This is a genomic window from Micromonospora sp. NPDC006431 (genome assembly GCF_042870725.1).
Classification (GTDB): Bacteria; Actinomycetota; Actinomycetes; order Mycobacteriales; family Micromonosporaceae; genus Micromonospora.
In genome coordinates this window covers 1-13127 of record NZ_JBIAHQ010000030.1, presented here as the reverse complement: position 1 = coordinate 13127, position 13127 = coordinate 1, and the positions used below count along the sequence as shown (strand labels likewise).

Below are 13127 nucleotides of genomic sequence, written 5' to 3'. Positions count from 1 at the left end.
GGCGCCACGGGCCACCCGGTCAGTTCCCCGAGCGGGGGCTGGTGCGCTCGAAGGCGACGGTCTGGCTGGGCGGCACGAAGTCGCGTACCGGCTGGTCACGCAGCGCGTACGCCAGCAACCGGCCCACCGCGGCGATCTGCCGGGTCTGCACCCCACCGCCGACGGCGTCCCGGGGATTGTCCGGGTTCGCCGCGATGGTGGCGACGGCGAGCTGCGGGGTGAAGGCGACCACCGTCTCGGTCTCGTTCCGCTCCGCGCTGCCGGTCTTGCCGGCCACCGGCCGGTTCAGCCCGGGCGCCAGCTCCTCGGCGGTGCCGCCGTCGCAACGGCGATACATCGACTGGTCGCCGACCGGACAGCGGGCCGCGTCCGCCGCCGCCCGGGCCACCTCGGTGTCGAGCGCCTGCCGGCAGTCCGGGTTTCCGGCGGCCAGCTTCCGTCCCGAGCTGTCGGTGATCGAGGCGACCGGGGTGGGCCGGCACCAGACGCCCTCGGCCGCCACCGTCGCGTACGCGTTGGCCAGGTCCAGCGGGGTGGTGGCGACGACGCCCAGGGTGAACGGACCCCAGCTCTTCGCCCCCTCGCGAGCCAGCCGGGCGTCGTCGGCCGCGCGCAGCACGATGCCGAGCCGCTCGGCCATCTCCACCACCCGGTCCGCGCCCACCCGCTCGGTCAGCCAGGCGAAGTACGTGTTCACCGACCGGCCGAACGCGTTCCACATGGTGCGCGGGCCGTCCATCCAGTCCGGGTTGGCGTTCGCCGGGCACCAGTGGCCGCCGCACGCCGCCGGTCCGGGTCCGGTGGCGTAGCGGGTGACGTAGACCGACGGGGCGTCGAACTCGGTGTCCAGCGGCAGCCCGGACTCCAGCGCGGCGAGCATCGTGAAGAGCTTGAACGTCGACCCGGCCTGGTAGCCGACGATGCCGCCGCCACCGGCGATGAGCTGGTTGACCGTGTTCGGGTAGTTCTCCTGCCCCTCCGGGTTGGCGGCCACGCTGTAGTTCCGGTTCACCGCCATGGCCAGCACCCGACCGGTGCCCGGCTGGACCACGGCGGTCGGCGCGGCCCGTTTGTTGGTGACCGGGTAGATCTCCAGCACCTGCTCGGTCGTCTTGCGCTGCACGTTCGGGTCGAGCGAGGAGACGATCGAGAAGCCGCCGCGCCGGAGGGTGCGCTGCCGCTCCTCCGCGGACGCCCCGAAGGCCGGCTGGTTGTTCCACCACTGGGTGAACCAGTCGCAGAAGAAGCCCCAGTCGTTGTGGTCCTTCGAGATCGCCGCGCAGTCGTTCGGGGTGGCGCTGGGCTTCAGGGCGAGCTGCTCGGCCTTCGCCCGGGCGGCGTCCTCGGCCGCCACCTGGCCGGTCTCCACCATCCGGTCCAGCACGTACGCCCGGCGGCCCAGGGCCGCGTCGGCGTCCCCGTTGATCGGGTCGTCGGTGTCCGGCGAACGGACCAGCCCGGCGAGCAGTGCCGCCTGGGCCAGCGTCAGCTTGGCCGGGGTGGTGGAGAAGTAGCGCTTGCTGGCCGCGCCGACGCCGTACGCCCCGGCGCCGAAGTACGCGATGTTCAGGTAGCGGCTGAGGATCTCGTCCTTGCTCAGCTCCCGCTCCAGGGCCAGCGCGTACCGCATCTCGCGGATCTTGCGGCCCGCGGTGACCTCGGTGGCCCGGGCCCGCTGCGCCTCGGTCAGCCGAGGATCGCTGGCCAGCGCGTTGCGGACGTACTGCATGGTCAGCGTCGAGGCGCCCTGCCGGGTCCCGCCCTCCCGCTGGTTGACGGTGAAGGCCCGCACCACGCCGCGCACGTCGACGCCGTGGTGCTGGTAGAACCGGACGTCCTCGGCGGCCACGATGGCCTGCCGCATCACCGGCGCCACCTCGGCGGCCGGCACGTCCATCCGGTCCTCGACGTAGAACGAGGTGATCAGGGTACGGCCGTCGTTGGCGTAGAGGTTGGAACGCTGGGCCGGTTCCGGCGTCCGCAGCGACTGCGGCAGCTCGGCGTAGGGCACCAGCCCCTTGAAGCCGAGCCCGAAGACCAGCGCGGCCGGCAACGCGGCCGCCGCCAAGGCCAGCCCGGCGAGCACGCCGGCGAGCAGGATGGTGAACAGCTTGTCGAGATGGGCCCGGTTCATCAGCTCTCCCCGCAGGAGCCGGCTGTACGAGACCTCTTCAGAATGACGCGAATAGGGCTTTTCGCCGCCACCTTCCCCAAAACACGCAGGAATTTCGCGAGGAAGGATGAAGGTGGACAGAAACCCCTACACGGAGCGGGCGGGGGGACTCAGGGCAGCAGCGCGGCGGCCAGCGGGTGGACGGTCTCCTCGATCTCGTCGGCCACCCGGCTGAAGCACTGGTCGCCCCGGCCCCACGGGTCGTCGAGGTCGTCGCCAGGCAGCGGGGCCGCGCCCTGCCGGGCCGCCTCCGCCGCCACCACCAGGGCCACCCCGCGGGCGTACACCGCGTCCGGGGTGGCCGCGGCCGGAGGCAGGACGGAGGCCTCCACCCCACCCAGCAGCCGGCCGAACTCCCCCAGCACGAAGGTGCGCGCGGCGGCGTCCGGGCGCAGCGCCACCACGTACTCCTGCTGGTCGGCGGTGGCGGTGAGGACCAGATCGGCGGCGTCGATCAGGTCGGAGCGGAGCTTGCGGGCGGCGAAGCCGGCCACGTCGCCGCCGCGGGAGATCACCTGCCGGGCTGCCGGCGGGTTCATCTCCTCGCCGGCGTGCCAGCCGCCGGTGCCGGCGCTGTGGCTGTGCAACAGCTCGTCGGAGCGCTCCGGGTCGGCACCGAGCCGGCCCAGCCGCTCGCGGACGGCGAGCATCAGCAGCCGCTCCGCCATCGGCGACCGGCAGATGTTGCCCATGCAGACGTGCAGGACGGTGAACGGGGGCACTCAGAACCCCCGCTCGTCGAGCATCTCCGGCACCACGTCGCGCAGCTTCTCCAGCGACACGGCGCCCTGGCGCAGCACCCGGGGCACCTCGCCGGTGAGGTCGACGACAGTGCTCGGCACCGGGTCCAGGGCCGGGCCCGCCTCCAGATAGGCCCGCACGCCGTAGCCGAGCTGGTCGCGGGCCTCCTCGGCGGTGAGCGCGGCCGGCTGGCCGACCTTGTTGGCCGAAGCCACCGCCATCGGGCCGGTCTCCCGCAGCACCTCGAGGGCCACCGGGTGCAGTGGCATGCGTACGGCCACCGTGCCGCTGCTGTCGCCCAGGTCCCAGGACAGGCTCGGCGAGTGCTCCACCACGATGGTCAGCGCGCCCGGCCAGAACGCCTCGACCAGGTCGCGCGCCGCACGCGGCAGCGAGAAGACCAGGCCGTCGAGGGTGTGCCGGGAGCCGATCAGCACCGGGGGCGCCTGCCGGGCGCCACCCTTGGCGTCGGCGAGCGCCTTCACCGCGTACGGGGTGAAGGCGTCGGCGCCGATGCCGTAGACCGTGTCGGTCGGCAGGACGACGAGTTCCCCGTTCTTGACCGCCTCGATGGCAGCGGCGATGCCGCGGTCCCGATCGGCGAGCGACCGACAGTCGTAGAGCATCACGAGGAGCCAGTCTGCCACGCCGCGTCGGGCTCGGCGTGCTGGCCGTCCGCCCGGCGGGACGCGGTGGCGAACCGGGGCCGGCCGACCAGGTCCCGGTGCTCCTCGACCCGCTCGTACCGGCCGTCGGCGGCGAGCAGCGCCGGCACCGCCGCGCCGTGGGTGTCGTCGTGCTCCACGCCGAGCGCGCCGCCGGGCCGGAGCAGCGCGGCGGCCCGGGCGACCACCGGCCGGATCACGTCCAGCCCGTCCGCGCCGCCGAAGACCGCCTCGTCCGGGTCGTACCCGGCCACCTCCGGGGACACGGCCACCGACCGCGGCACGTACGGCGGGTTGCAGAGCAGCACGTCGACCCGGCCCACCAGGTCGGCGAGGAGCTGCGGGTCGGTGACGTCGGCGGCCACCACCTCGATCGGGGTGTCCCCGGCGGCGGCCCGGTCGGCGACGTTCCGGCGCAGCCAGGCCAGCGCCGCCGGGGACCGCTCCACCGCCACCACCCGGGCCTGCGGCAGCTCCTGGGCCACCGCCAGGGCGATCGCGCCGGAGCCGCTGCACAGGTCCACCACCAGCGGCGAGCGGTGTTCCCGGCCCTGGGCCACGCCCCAGCCGGCGAGCAACTCGGTCTCCGGCCGCGGTACGAAGACCCCGGGGCCGACCGCCAGCGCCAGGTGCCGGAACCCGGCGGTGCCGGTGAGGTGCTGGAGGGGTTCCCGGGCCACCCGGCGCGCCACCAGCGCGTCGAACCGGTCACGTTGCCCGGGGGTGAGGCCCTCGGCCAGGGCCAGCCGGCCGCGCGGCACGTCCAGCACGTACGCGGCCAGCTGCTCGGCCTCCGCCCGGGGCGCCTCGACCCCCGCCGCCGCGAGGGTTCGGGCCGCCCGGGCGACCGCCAACGAAGGCCGCTCGCGTTCCGTCCCTTCGGACGGGTGTTGCGGGAGGTGGGTCACGACATAATCATGAAGCGTCGCGGGTCACATCACGAGCGGGTGCGTTCGGGCGCACACCACAGGGAGGTTTCGAGTGGGCTGGCTCGACCGGGTCGACGACCAGGTTGACGCCCTCCGGCGCGCTCGGGCGTTGCAGGAGGCGAGCCGCTCGGCGGAGGCGGTCGCCCTGCTCGACCGGGTCGTCCGGACCACGAGCGATCCCTGCACCCGCGCGGACGCGCTGGTCCAGCGTCTCTGCGCGGTGATCAATCTCGGTCGGACGGCGGAATACACCCGGGCCATCGAGGACGCCTCCGCCGCCGTCCGAGACCTCGCGGAGCCGTACCTGCACGGGCACCTCAACGCCCTGGCGGCGCTCGCCGCGCACCACCAGGGGGCGCTGGACCGATGCGTTACCCACCTGGTCAAGGCCTCCCGCTGGCTGACCGCCGACGACGACCCGGACCGGGACACCGCCTGGGGCTGGCACGACCTGGCGATGGCCTACTCCTACCTCAGCTTCCACGGGCACGCCCTCGGCGCGATCGAGCGCGCCCGCCAGGTGGGGCTCGCCGCCGGCATCCCCGAGGAGACCTTCGCCGCCCCGGGCATCCGGCTGCGCAACGCGGTGGCCCTGGACCACACCGGCGACAGCGACGGCTGCCTTCGGGTGCTGCGCGACGTGGCTGGGGACTTCAACCGCTTCCTGCACAGCGGTCGGGCCAGCAACATCCGGCCGAGCAGCCTGGCCGCGTACGGCTACGCCGTCGCCCGGCGGGCCGCCCTCGGCGACCAGCCGGATCCCGGCGGCGACGCCGACCCCGACCGGCTGCTCGGGCACGGCGGCGACAGTGCCCGCGCGCGGGACATGCGCCAGCTCGGCCAGGTCTGCCTGGCCATCGCCGACGGCCGCCCGATCGAGGCGGTGACCCGGCTGGACACCTCCCGGGTCTCCGTCGAGACGCTGGGCGCGGCCGAGCCGCCCCGGCTACGCAGCATCGCGCTGGCCCGGGCCGGCGACCACGCCGCCGCGCACCGGGCCGATCGGTACGCGTTCCGGCTGGCCGCACAGCGCAACGACCGGCTGCGGGACGTCTACATCGAAGGCATCGCCGCCCGGATCGACCACGAAGAGGTGCGCCGCGAGGCCGCCCGGTACGAGGGCGAGGCGCTCACCGACCCGCTCACCGGGCTGCCCAACCGGCGCCGGCTGGAGCGCTACATCGGCGCCGTGGTGTCCCGGGGCGAGCGGGTGGTGATCGGCGTCTGCGACCTGGACGGCTTCAAGGCGGTGAACACCCGGCACGGCCACCACTCCGGGGACCTGGTGCTGCAACGGATCGCCGGGGTGATCAACCGGGTGATGCGCCGCGGGGACTTCGTGGCCCGGTACGGCGGGGACGAGTTCGTCGTGGTGCTGCCCGAGGCGGGCATGTCCGAGGCGGCCGAGGTGGCCCGCCGGATCCAGGCGGCCGTCCGCACCGAGGACTGGGAGTCCCTGGTCCCCGGCACCCCGGTCGGGGTGAGCATCGGCTTCGCCGAGGTGAGCGGGGGCTCCGGGGCGAGCGTCCGGGAGGCGCTGGGCGCCGCGTTCGAGCTGGCCGACCGGGAGATGCTGCGCGCCAAGGACCGCCTCCGCGCCTCCTGACCCACCCGCACGCCGCCCCCGCGGCGCCGTGCCGCGCCCGTGCCCCCGCGCCGGGCCCCGTGGGGCTAGTTCACGGACAGAGTGGCTATCCGGCGCGGAATGGCCACTCTTTCCGTGAAGCTGGCCCCAAGTCGCGCGCAGCGGCGCGGCGGGCGGCAGGGCGTCAGCGGCGGGTCAGTTCGGTTTCGCCGGCCAGGCGGGCGGCGCGGTCGGCCTCGGTGAGGGCGTCCAGGACCCCGTCCAGCTCACCGGCCAGGGCCAGATCCAGGTTGTACGCCGTGTAGCCGATCCGGTGATCGGTGATCCGGTTCTGCGGGAAGTTGTAGGTGCGGATCCGCTCCGACCGGTCCACGGTGCGGACCTGCGCCTTCCGGGCGTCCGAGGCGGCCGCGTCGGCCTGCTCCTGGGCGGCGGCGAGCAGCCGGGCGCGCAGGATGCGCATCGCCTGCTCCCGGTTCTGCAGCTGCGACTTCTCGTTCTGGCAGGAGACCACGATCCCGGTGGGCACGTGGGTGATCCGGACCGCCGAGTCGGTGGTGTTGACCGACTGGCCGCCGGGCCCGGACGAGCGGAACACGTCGATCCGCAGGTCGTTCGGGTCGATGGTGAGGTCGACCTCCTCGGCCTCCGGCAGCACCAGCACGCCGGCCGCGCTGGTGTGGATCCGGCCCTGCGACTCGGTGACCGGGACGCGCTGCACCCGGTGCACGCCGCCCTCCCACTTGAGCCGGGACCAGACGCCGTTGCCCCCCTCGGGCACGCCCTTGGTCTTGATCGCCAGGGAGACGTCCTTCACGCCGCCGAGGTCGGAGTCCTGCGAGTCGATCACCTCGGTGACCCAGCCGTGCCGCTCGGCGTACCGGGTGTACATCCGGAGCAGGTCGCCGGCGAAGAGGGCCGACTCCTCGCCGCCCTCCCCCGCTTTGATCTCGACGATGACGTCCTTGGCGTCGTGCGGGTCCCGAGGGATCAGCAGCTCCGCCAGCCTCTCTTCGAGCGCCGGCAGGGACGCGGCGATCGCCTCGGCCTCGGCGGCGAAGGCCGGCTCCTCGGCGGCCAGCTCGCGGGCGGCGGCCAGGTCGGCCCGGGCCTGCTCCAGCTCGCCGGCGGCCTTGTGCAGCGGGACCAGCTCCGCGTAGCGCCGGCCGACCCGCCGGGCGGTGCCCTGGTCGGCGTGGATCGCGGGGTCGGCCAGCCGCTTCTCCAACTCGGCGTACTCGTCGAGGAGGGCGGCCAGGCGCTCACTGCTCATGCTGCGGATGCTCCTTGGACGACCGGATGGGGACAGGGACAAGCGGGCGGAAACGGACGAACGCCCGCGTCCGGCACGGAGCCGGACACGGGCGTCGTCGGAGCAGCTACTTTGCCTTCTTGGCCTGAACCTTGGCGTACTTCTGCTGGAACTTGGCGACCCGACCGGCGGTGTCGAGGACGCGCTGCTTACCGGTGTAGAACGGGTGGCAGGCGCTGCAGGTCTCGACGCTGATCTGACCGCCCTTGGCGGTGCTGCGGGTCGCGAACGTGTTGCCGCAGGAGCAGCGGACCTCGGTGGTCACGTACTCCGGGTGGATGTTGGGCTTCATCTCGCCTCGGTCCTTTCGTGGGTGGTCGCCGGGTCGCCGTCGTCGCTCCCCGCCGTCCGCGAGAGGCTCGGGCGTGAACCGGAACCGGTGGCCGATTGACCAGTGTGCCATGGGCCTCCGCCGACCCGGCGAGCGGGCCGCACCGGAGGTCCGGCAGGCGCAACGCTCACCACCCGGTACGCATTCCCGCGCGGCTCGCGGGCATTCGTGAACCGGTCCGGGGATGGACCGGGACGAACGGGAGGTGCGGGATGTTCTGCCTGATCGCGACCCGTGGGCTGCCCGCCTCCGGCAAGACCACCTTCGCCCGCCGGCTCCAGCCCGGCGTGGTCCGGGTCAACCGGGACGACCTGCGCCGGATGATGCACGGCGAGCGGCTCTTCACCCAATGGGCCGAGGGGCAGGTCACCCGGGCCCAGCGGGCCCAGGTGGAGGCGCTGCTGGCGGCCCGGGTGAGCGTCTGCGTGGACGACACCAACCTGCGCTCGCGCACGTTGCGGGACTGGGCCGAGTTAGCTGAGCGGTTCGGCGCCGCGTTCGAGGTGCACGACTTCACCGACGTGCCGCTGGAGGAGTGCCTGCGCCGGGACGCGGCCCGGCCGGAGGCCGACCGGGTCGGCGAGGCGGCGATCCGTCGGCTGCACGAGCGCTACCTCGCCAACCGGCCGTTACCGCTGCCGGTGCCGACCGCCCGCACCGGCACCCCGGCCCGGGTCCACCCGCCCCACCCCGAGCCGCCCGCGATCGTGCTGGTGGACATCGACGGCACGGTGGCGTTGACCGTCTCGCGCAGCCCGTACGACATGACCCGGGTCGGCGAGGACGCCCCGAACGAGGCGGTGATCGCGGCGGTCCGGGCGATGCACGCGGCCGGGTACGGGGTGGTCTTCTGCTCCGGCCGGGACGCGACCGCACGGCCGGCCACCGAGGCCTGGCTGGACCGGCACGTCAAGGTGCCCTACCTGGCGCTGCACCTGCGGGCGGTCGGCGACCACCGCAAGGACGCCGTGGTCAAGCAGGAGATCTACGAGCGGGAGATCCGGGACCGGTACCGGGTGGTCGGCGTCTTCGACGACCGGCAGCAGGTGGTCCGGATGTGGCGCTCACTCGGCCTGACCGTCTTCCAGGTGGCCGAGGGCGACTTCTGACCGAGCACCCGCCGACGGGCTCCTCCCCCAGGTCAAAGGGCCCGTCGGCGGGTGGCGGCCGGCCTCCGGGGCCGCGGACCATGGCCGCGCCCCCGGGGGCGGCTCAGGCGGCGGGCGCCTCCGCCGCCGTCAGGGTGACCGTCGCCTGGGCGGGTACGCCGTTGACGGTCACGGCGAGCACCACCTGACCGCCGGGGCGCAGCGCGGTCAGCTGCCCCGTCGCCGGGTCGAACCGGGCCACGTGCCAGGGCTTCACCCCGTCGGCCCCACCGACGTGCAGGTTCGGCGAACCGGACCAGTCGGCGCTGACCGGTGCGGCGACCGGGACGGTACGGCCGCCGGGCTGGGTGAGCGTGGCCGTGACGGTCGCCGGGGCGCCCACCGCGACGCTGGCCGGAGCCGCCAGGGCGAGCCGGTCGACGTGGGCATGGAACTCCGCCTCGACCCAGCGCGGCCCGTCGGCCAGCGGGTCACGCCGGGCCCGCTCCGCCTCCTGCGCGGTCACCGGGTCGACGCCGAACTCGGTCCAGCCGGTGAAGCCGCCGAGCTGCGGCGGGGTGGACGGGTTCTTGCCCGAGTTGCCGTTGATCACGTACGGGACGCCGTCCACCCGCTCGGCGTGGAACGTGCCGACGTGCCCGTTGACCAGGAGCGCGCCCTTGCCCGTGCGGTGCTGGAAGTCGGCCAGCCACTGCTCCACCAGGGCGGCCTCCTTCCGGTCGCCGAGCTGACTGGCCTTGGCCGGGCTGGGGTCGCGGGGCGGGTGGTGGAAGAACACCGCGACCGAGCCGACGGCCGGGTCGGCGGCGGCCCGGTCCAGCGTGTCCCGCAGCAGCTTCACCTGGTCGAAGCCGCCGCCGCGCAGTGAGCCGCTGGCGGTGTTCAGCGTGACGAACCGGGTGCCCTCGTGGTCGAAGACCCGCGAGGTGTCGCCGAAGACGGCCTTGAAGTTGTCGATCGGGGCGCCCATGATCTCGTGATTGCCCGGGACGTAGTAGTAGGGCAGCTCGCCGCCCAGTTCCTCGTCGAGGATCCGCTTGGCCAGCGCGAAGTCCGCCGGGTACGCGGTGTCCACGAGGTCGCCGTCGATGATCACAAAGTCGGGCTTCGCCGCCTTGATCTCGCGGAGCGTACGGCGGGCCTGGGCGACCAGGTCGCTGTCCGGGTCGGCGGCGACGAACTGGGCGTCGGACATCACCGCGAAGCGCCAGGGCGCGCCGTCCACCGTGCCGTCGTGCAGCACCACCCGGTCGGTCAGCGGTGACTCGGCCGGCGCGTCCAGGGTGGGCGGCACCTTGGCCACCAGGTCGTCGATGACCACCTCGCTCCGGTACTGCTTGGCCGGGTCCGTCTCCGCCACGTAGAACCGGCGCACCCGGACCGGGTACTGCACGCCCGGCGGGACGGCGAACTCGACGTACCGCCACCCGGTCCAGGTGACGTACGGGCCGCGGAGCACGAACTGGGTGTCCTGGGCGTCGTGCAGGTGCAGGCTGGGCCACTCCCCGGCACCGTTGCCCTTGATCCACATGCCGAAGGCCTGCGGCTGGCCGGGCACCGGGATCCAGGCCGGCGGGTCGGCGTACGCGGCGCGGGTGCCGGTCGACTGGCTGAAGTCGTACGACAGCTTCAGGCCAGTGCCGGTGTGGCCCGGCGCCGGCGCGACCGACCCGCTGGCCCGGGCCTGGCTGAACTTCCAGGAGGCGGCGTCGTCGAAGCCGGCCACCGGCGCGTCGGCCAGCCCGACGGTTACCGGCAGCACGGTGGTCCGCGCTCCGACGTGGACGGTGACCAGGGCGGAGCCGGTGTCGCTGAGCGCCTTGACGGAGAGGTTGCCGTCGCCGGTCGGGGTGACCGCGAGGAGGTCGTGGTCGTACTCCAGGCGCAGGTCGGCCGGCTCGATCGGCGCGGTGTTGCCCTCGGCGTCGTAGCCGACCACGCCGAACAGGCCGGTGTCACCCTGCCGGTTGAGGCCGAGCCGGTCCACGGTTGAGTCGATCCGCTCTAGGGAACCGAGCACGGTCAGGTCGAGGGTGCCCCGGGCCGCCTCGTGCCAGGCGGTGACGGTGCTGCGGCCGGGCCGACCGGCCCGGAACACGCCCTCGTCGTCGACCGTGCCCTGGGCGGCTGGGTTGGCCCGCCACTGCGGCGCGCCGGCCGCCGGCCCGTACGTCTCGTCGTAGCCGGCTGCGGTGAGCCGGCGGGTGAGCCCGGGGAAGACCCGGTCCGGCCGCCCGCCGCGGACCGGGGCGACCCCCGGCGCGGCGGTCGGGTCACTCGCCGTCTCCAGCCAGTACCCGGTGAGCCGGCCGCTGCCCGGCGGGGCGTAGATGGCCAGGCCGTTCGGCACCGGCCGCTCGCTGCCGTCCGAGGGGCTGTTCTCCACCTGCACGGTGGCCGCGCCTGGCTCGCGGGCCAGCAGGGTCGAGGAGCCGCCGCCGTCGAGGTTCAGCGCGGTCCACGCGCCGAGCTCGCGCATCATCCGGCCCAGCTCGGTCTGCGTGACGCCCCGGCTGTCCACCTGCCGGCCGTCCACGGTCAGCATGATCATCCTGCGCCCGTCGGCGGAGAAGCCGACCGAGGTACGCGGGGCCAGGCTCTGGTCGGCGATCTGCTGCACCACGCCGTCCCGGATCAGCACGTTGCCGCCGCCGACCGCGGCCCGCAGGCTGCTCCCGTCGGAGGCCTTCGGCCGCCAGCTCAGGTCGACCGGATCGCCCGGCCGCAGCGCCGCGAGCGCGTCCGCGCCCGCCTCCCGGCCCAGCAGCACGGTGGTGCCGGCCGGGATCGGACCCTCGCCCGCCGCGGTGGCCACGGCGGCCACCTTGCCGCCGGTCACCGTCACCTCGACCACCCGGCCGGCGCCCTCCACCGGGCGCTTGCGGGAGTACGTTCCCCAGAGCGGGGTGAAGACGCCGACGCCGTCGCGCTGCACCATGTTGTTGAACTGGGTCAGCGGCACCGACCCGGCCGGCAGGGCGGCGCTGCCCTCGAAGCCGACCTGGATCACCCGGCCCAGCCCCTCGGCGCTGATCGCGGCGGCGTTGGTGTGCCCGGCGACCGGCGACTGGACCAGTTCGCCGGAGCGGATGCCGATGCCCTGCGCGGCACCGGAGTTGTTGATGTCGAAGAAGTCGCCGTTGACCGCGGCCACCGCCCGGGAGCGGTCCACCGCGGCGCGCAGCGGCTCGTCCCGGGTCACCGCACCGGAGTTGACGTAGTCCACGGTGACGCCGCCGGACAGGTCGGCGGTGAGCGCGTCGGCGCGCAGCCAGCCGTCGGCGTCGTACCGGTCGAAGGAGGTCAGGTCGAGTCCGGGGGCGACCGGACGGGTGGTCTTCGCGGCCTCCAGGCCGCCGGCCGGCTCCAGGCCGGCGGCGTCGCCGGCGAGGGCGACGGCGGAGCCAGGGCGGGAGGAGGCCGCCGGGGCGTCCTCGGCCGCGGTGTGCGGCTCGCCTGCGGGCGCCGCGACGCCGGGTGGGACGGGACCGGCCAGGGTGAGCAGCGGCGTCAGCAGCAGGACGCCGGCGAGACGGGCAGATCGACTGCGGATACGCATGGACGACAGTCAACCGGAAACTGAATAGAAGTTTCAATACCTCTAGGCTTAACCGTAGAAAAACTTCATACCGGCTGTTCGCTGCCCGGCCCGAAACGCGGAAGAGGGGCACGACCCGCAGGCCGTACCCCTCTTCGCTCCGTCCCTGGCGGGATCACTCGCCCGGCGTGGACTTCGCGATCTGCATCAGGAACTCGATGTTCGTCCGGGACTGCTTGAGCCGGTCCAGCAGGAGGTCGAGCGCCGCCTGCGAGTCCAGCGAGTGCAGCACCTTCCGGAGCTTGTGGACGATCGCCAACTCCTCCGGCGCGAGCAGGACCTCCTCCTTGCGGGTACCGGAAGGGTTGATGTCGATCGCCGGGAAGACCCGCTTGTCGGCGATCTTCCGGTCCAGCTTGAGCTCGGCGTTGCCGGTGCCCTTGAACTCCTCGAAGATGACCGTGTCAGCCATCGACCCGGTCTCCACCAGCGCGGTGGCGAGGATGGTCAGGGAGCCGCCGTTCTCGATGTTCCGCGCCGCGCCCAGGAAGCGCTTCGGCGGGTAGAGCGCGGTGGAGTCGATACCACCCGACATGATCCGGCCGCTGGCCGGCGCCGCCAGGTTGTACGACCGACCGAGCCGGGTCACCGAGTCGAGCAGCACGACCACGTCGTGCCCCAGCTCGACCAGACGCTTCGCCCGCTCGATCGCCAGCTCCGCCACCGTGGTGTGGTCCTGCGGCG

The 13127-nt window shown here is 73.9% G+C and carries 9 protein-coding genes and 1 pseudogene; 2 read left to right on the top strand and 8 right to left on the bottom strand.

What is annotated here, in order from left to right; genetic code table 11:
* Positions 1-19: 19 nt before the first annotated feature.
* The 4 genes from ACFYM6_RS31985 to prmC all read right to left on the bottom strand — a co-directional run bounded on the left by ACFYM6_RS31985 (position 20) and on the right by prmC (position 4487).
* A complete protein-coding gene (locus tag ACFYM6_RS31985) occupies positions 20-2134 on the bottom strand; it encodes a transglycosylase domain-containing protein (protein ID WP_387281197.1) in 2115 nt (704 codons plus the stop codon).
* A 149-nt stretch (positions 2135-2283) separates the two neighbouring features.
* The gene (locus ACFYM6_RS31980; RefSeq protein WP_387281196.1) at positions 2284-2895 is read right to left on the bottom strand and encodes a phosphotyrosine protein phosphatase; all 612 of its coding nucleotides are present in this window, start codon (positions 2893-2895) and stop codon (positions 2284-2286) included.
* On the bottom strand, positions 2896-3540 hold the full coding sequence (locus ACFYM6_RS31975; protein ID WP_387281239.1) for an L-threonylcarbamoyladenylate synthase: 645 nt from the start codon (positions 3538-3540) through the stop codon (positions 2896-2898).
* Positions 3540-4487, bottom strand: a complete 948-nt coding sequence (gene prmC / locus ACFYM6_RS31970; RefSeq protein ID WP_387281195.1) for a peptide chain release factor N(5)-glutamine methyltransferase — start codon at positions 4485-4487, stop codon at positions 3540-3542. Before prmC ends, ACFYM6_RS31975 begins: the two co-directional genes overlap by 1 nt.
* A gap of 73 nt (positions 4488-4560) precedes the next feature.
* On the opposite strand from prmC, the gene ACFYM6_RS31965 reads away from it, so the two are divergent.
* The gene (locus ACFYM6_RS31965) at positions 4561-6114 is read left to right on the top strand and encodes a diguanylate cyclase domain-containing protein (RefSeq protein ID WP_387281194.1); all 1554 of its coding nucleotides are present in this window, start codon (positions 4561-4563) and stop codon (positions 6112-6114) included.
* A 163-nt stretch (positions 6115-6277) separates the two neighbouring features.
* Here the strand turns inward: ACFYM6_RS31965 and prfA are convergent, their stop codons facing one another.
* Together prfA and rpmE are read right to left on the bottom strand one after the other, a co-directional pair.
* On the bottom strand, positions 6278-7366 hold the full coding sequence (gene prfA, locus ACFYM6_RS31960; protein WP_357440126.1) for a peptide chain release factor 1: 1089 nt from the start codon (positions 7364-7366) through the stop codon (positions 6278-6280).
* A 106-nt stretch (positions 7367-7472) separates the two neighbouring features.
* Positions 7473-7697 (bottom strand): 50S ribosomal protein L31, encoded by a 225-nt coding sequence (gene rpmE / locus ACFYM6_RS31955; RefSeq protein WP_357541756.1) that lies wholly within the window; start codon positions 7695-7697, stop codon positions 7473-7475.
* Between the two features lie 251 nt (positions 7698-7948).
* On the opposite strand from rpmE, the gene ACFYM6_RS31950 reads away from it, so the two are divergent.
* A complete protein-coding gene (locus ACFYM6_RS31950) occupies positions 7949-8845 on the top strand; it encodes an AAA family ATPase (protein ID WP_387281193.1) in 897 nt (298 codons plus the stop codon).
* 103 nt (positions 8846-8948) lie between these two features.
* Here the strand turns inward: ACFYM6_RS31950 and ACFYM6_RS31945 are convergent, their stop codons facing one another.
* Both ACFYM6_RS31945 and ACFYM6_RS31940 read right to left on the bottom strand, forming a co-directional pair.
* Positions 8949-12404 (bottom strand): phosphodiester glycosidase family protein, encoded by a 3456-nt coding sequence (locus ACFYM6_RS31945; protein WP_387281192.1) that lies wholly within the window; start codon positions 12402-12404, stop codon positions 8949-8951.
* Between the two features lie 154 nt (positions 12405-12558).
* A pseudogene (locus tag ACFYM6_RS31940) lies at positions 12559-13127 on the bottom strand (transcription termination factor Rho); the annotation flags it as partial.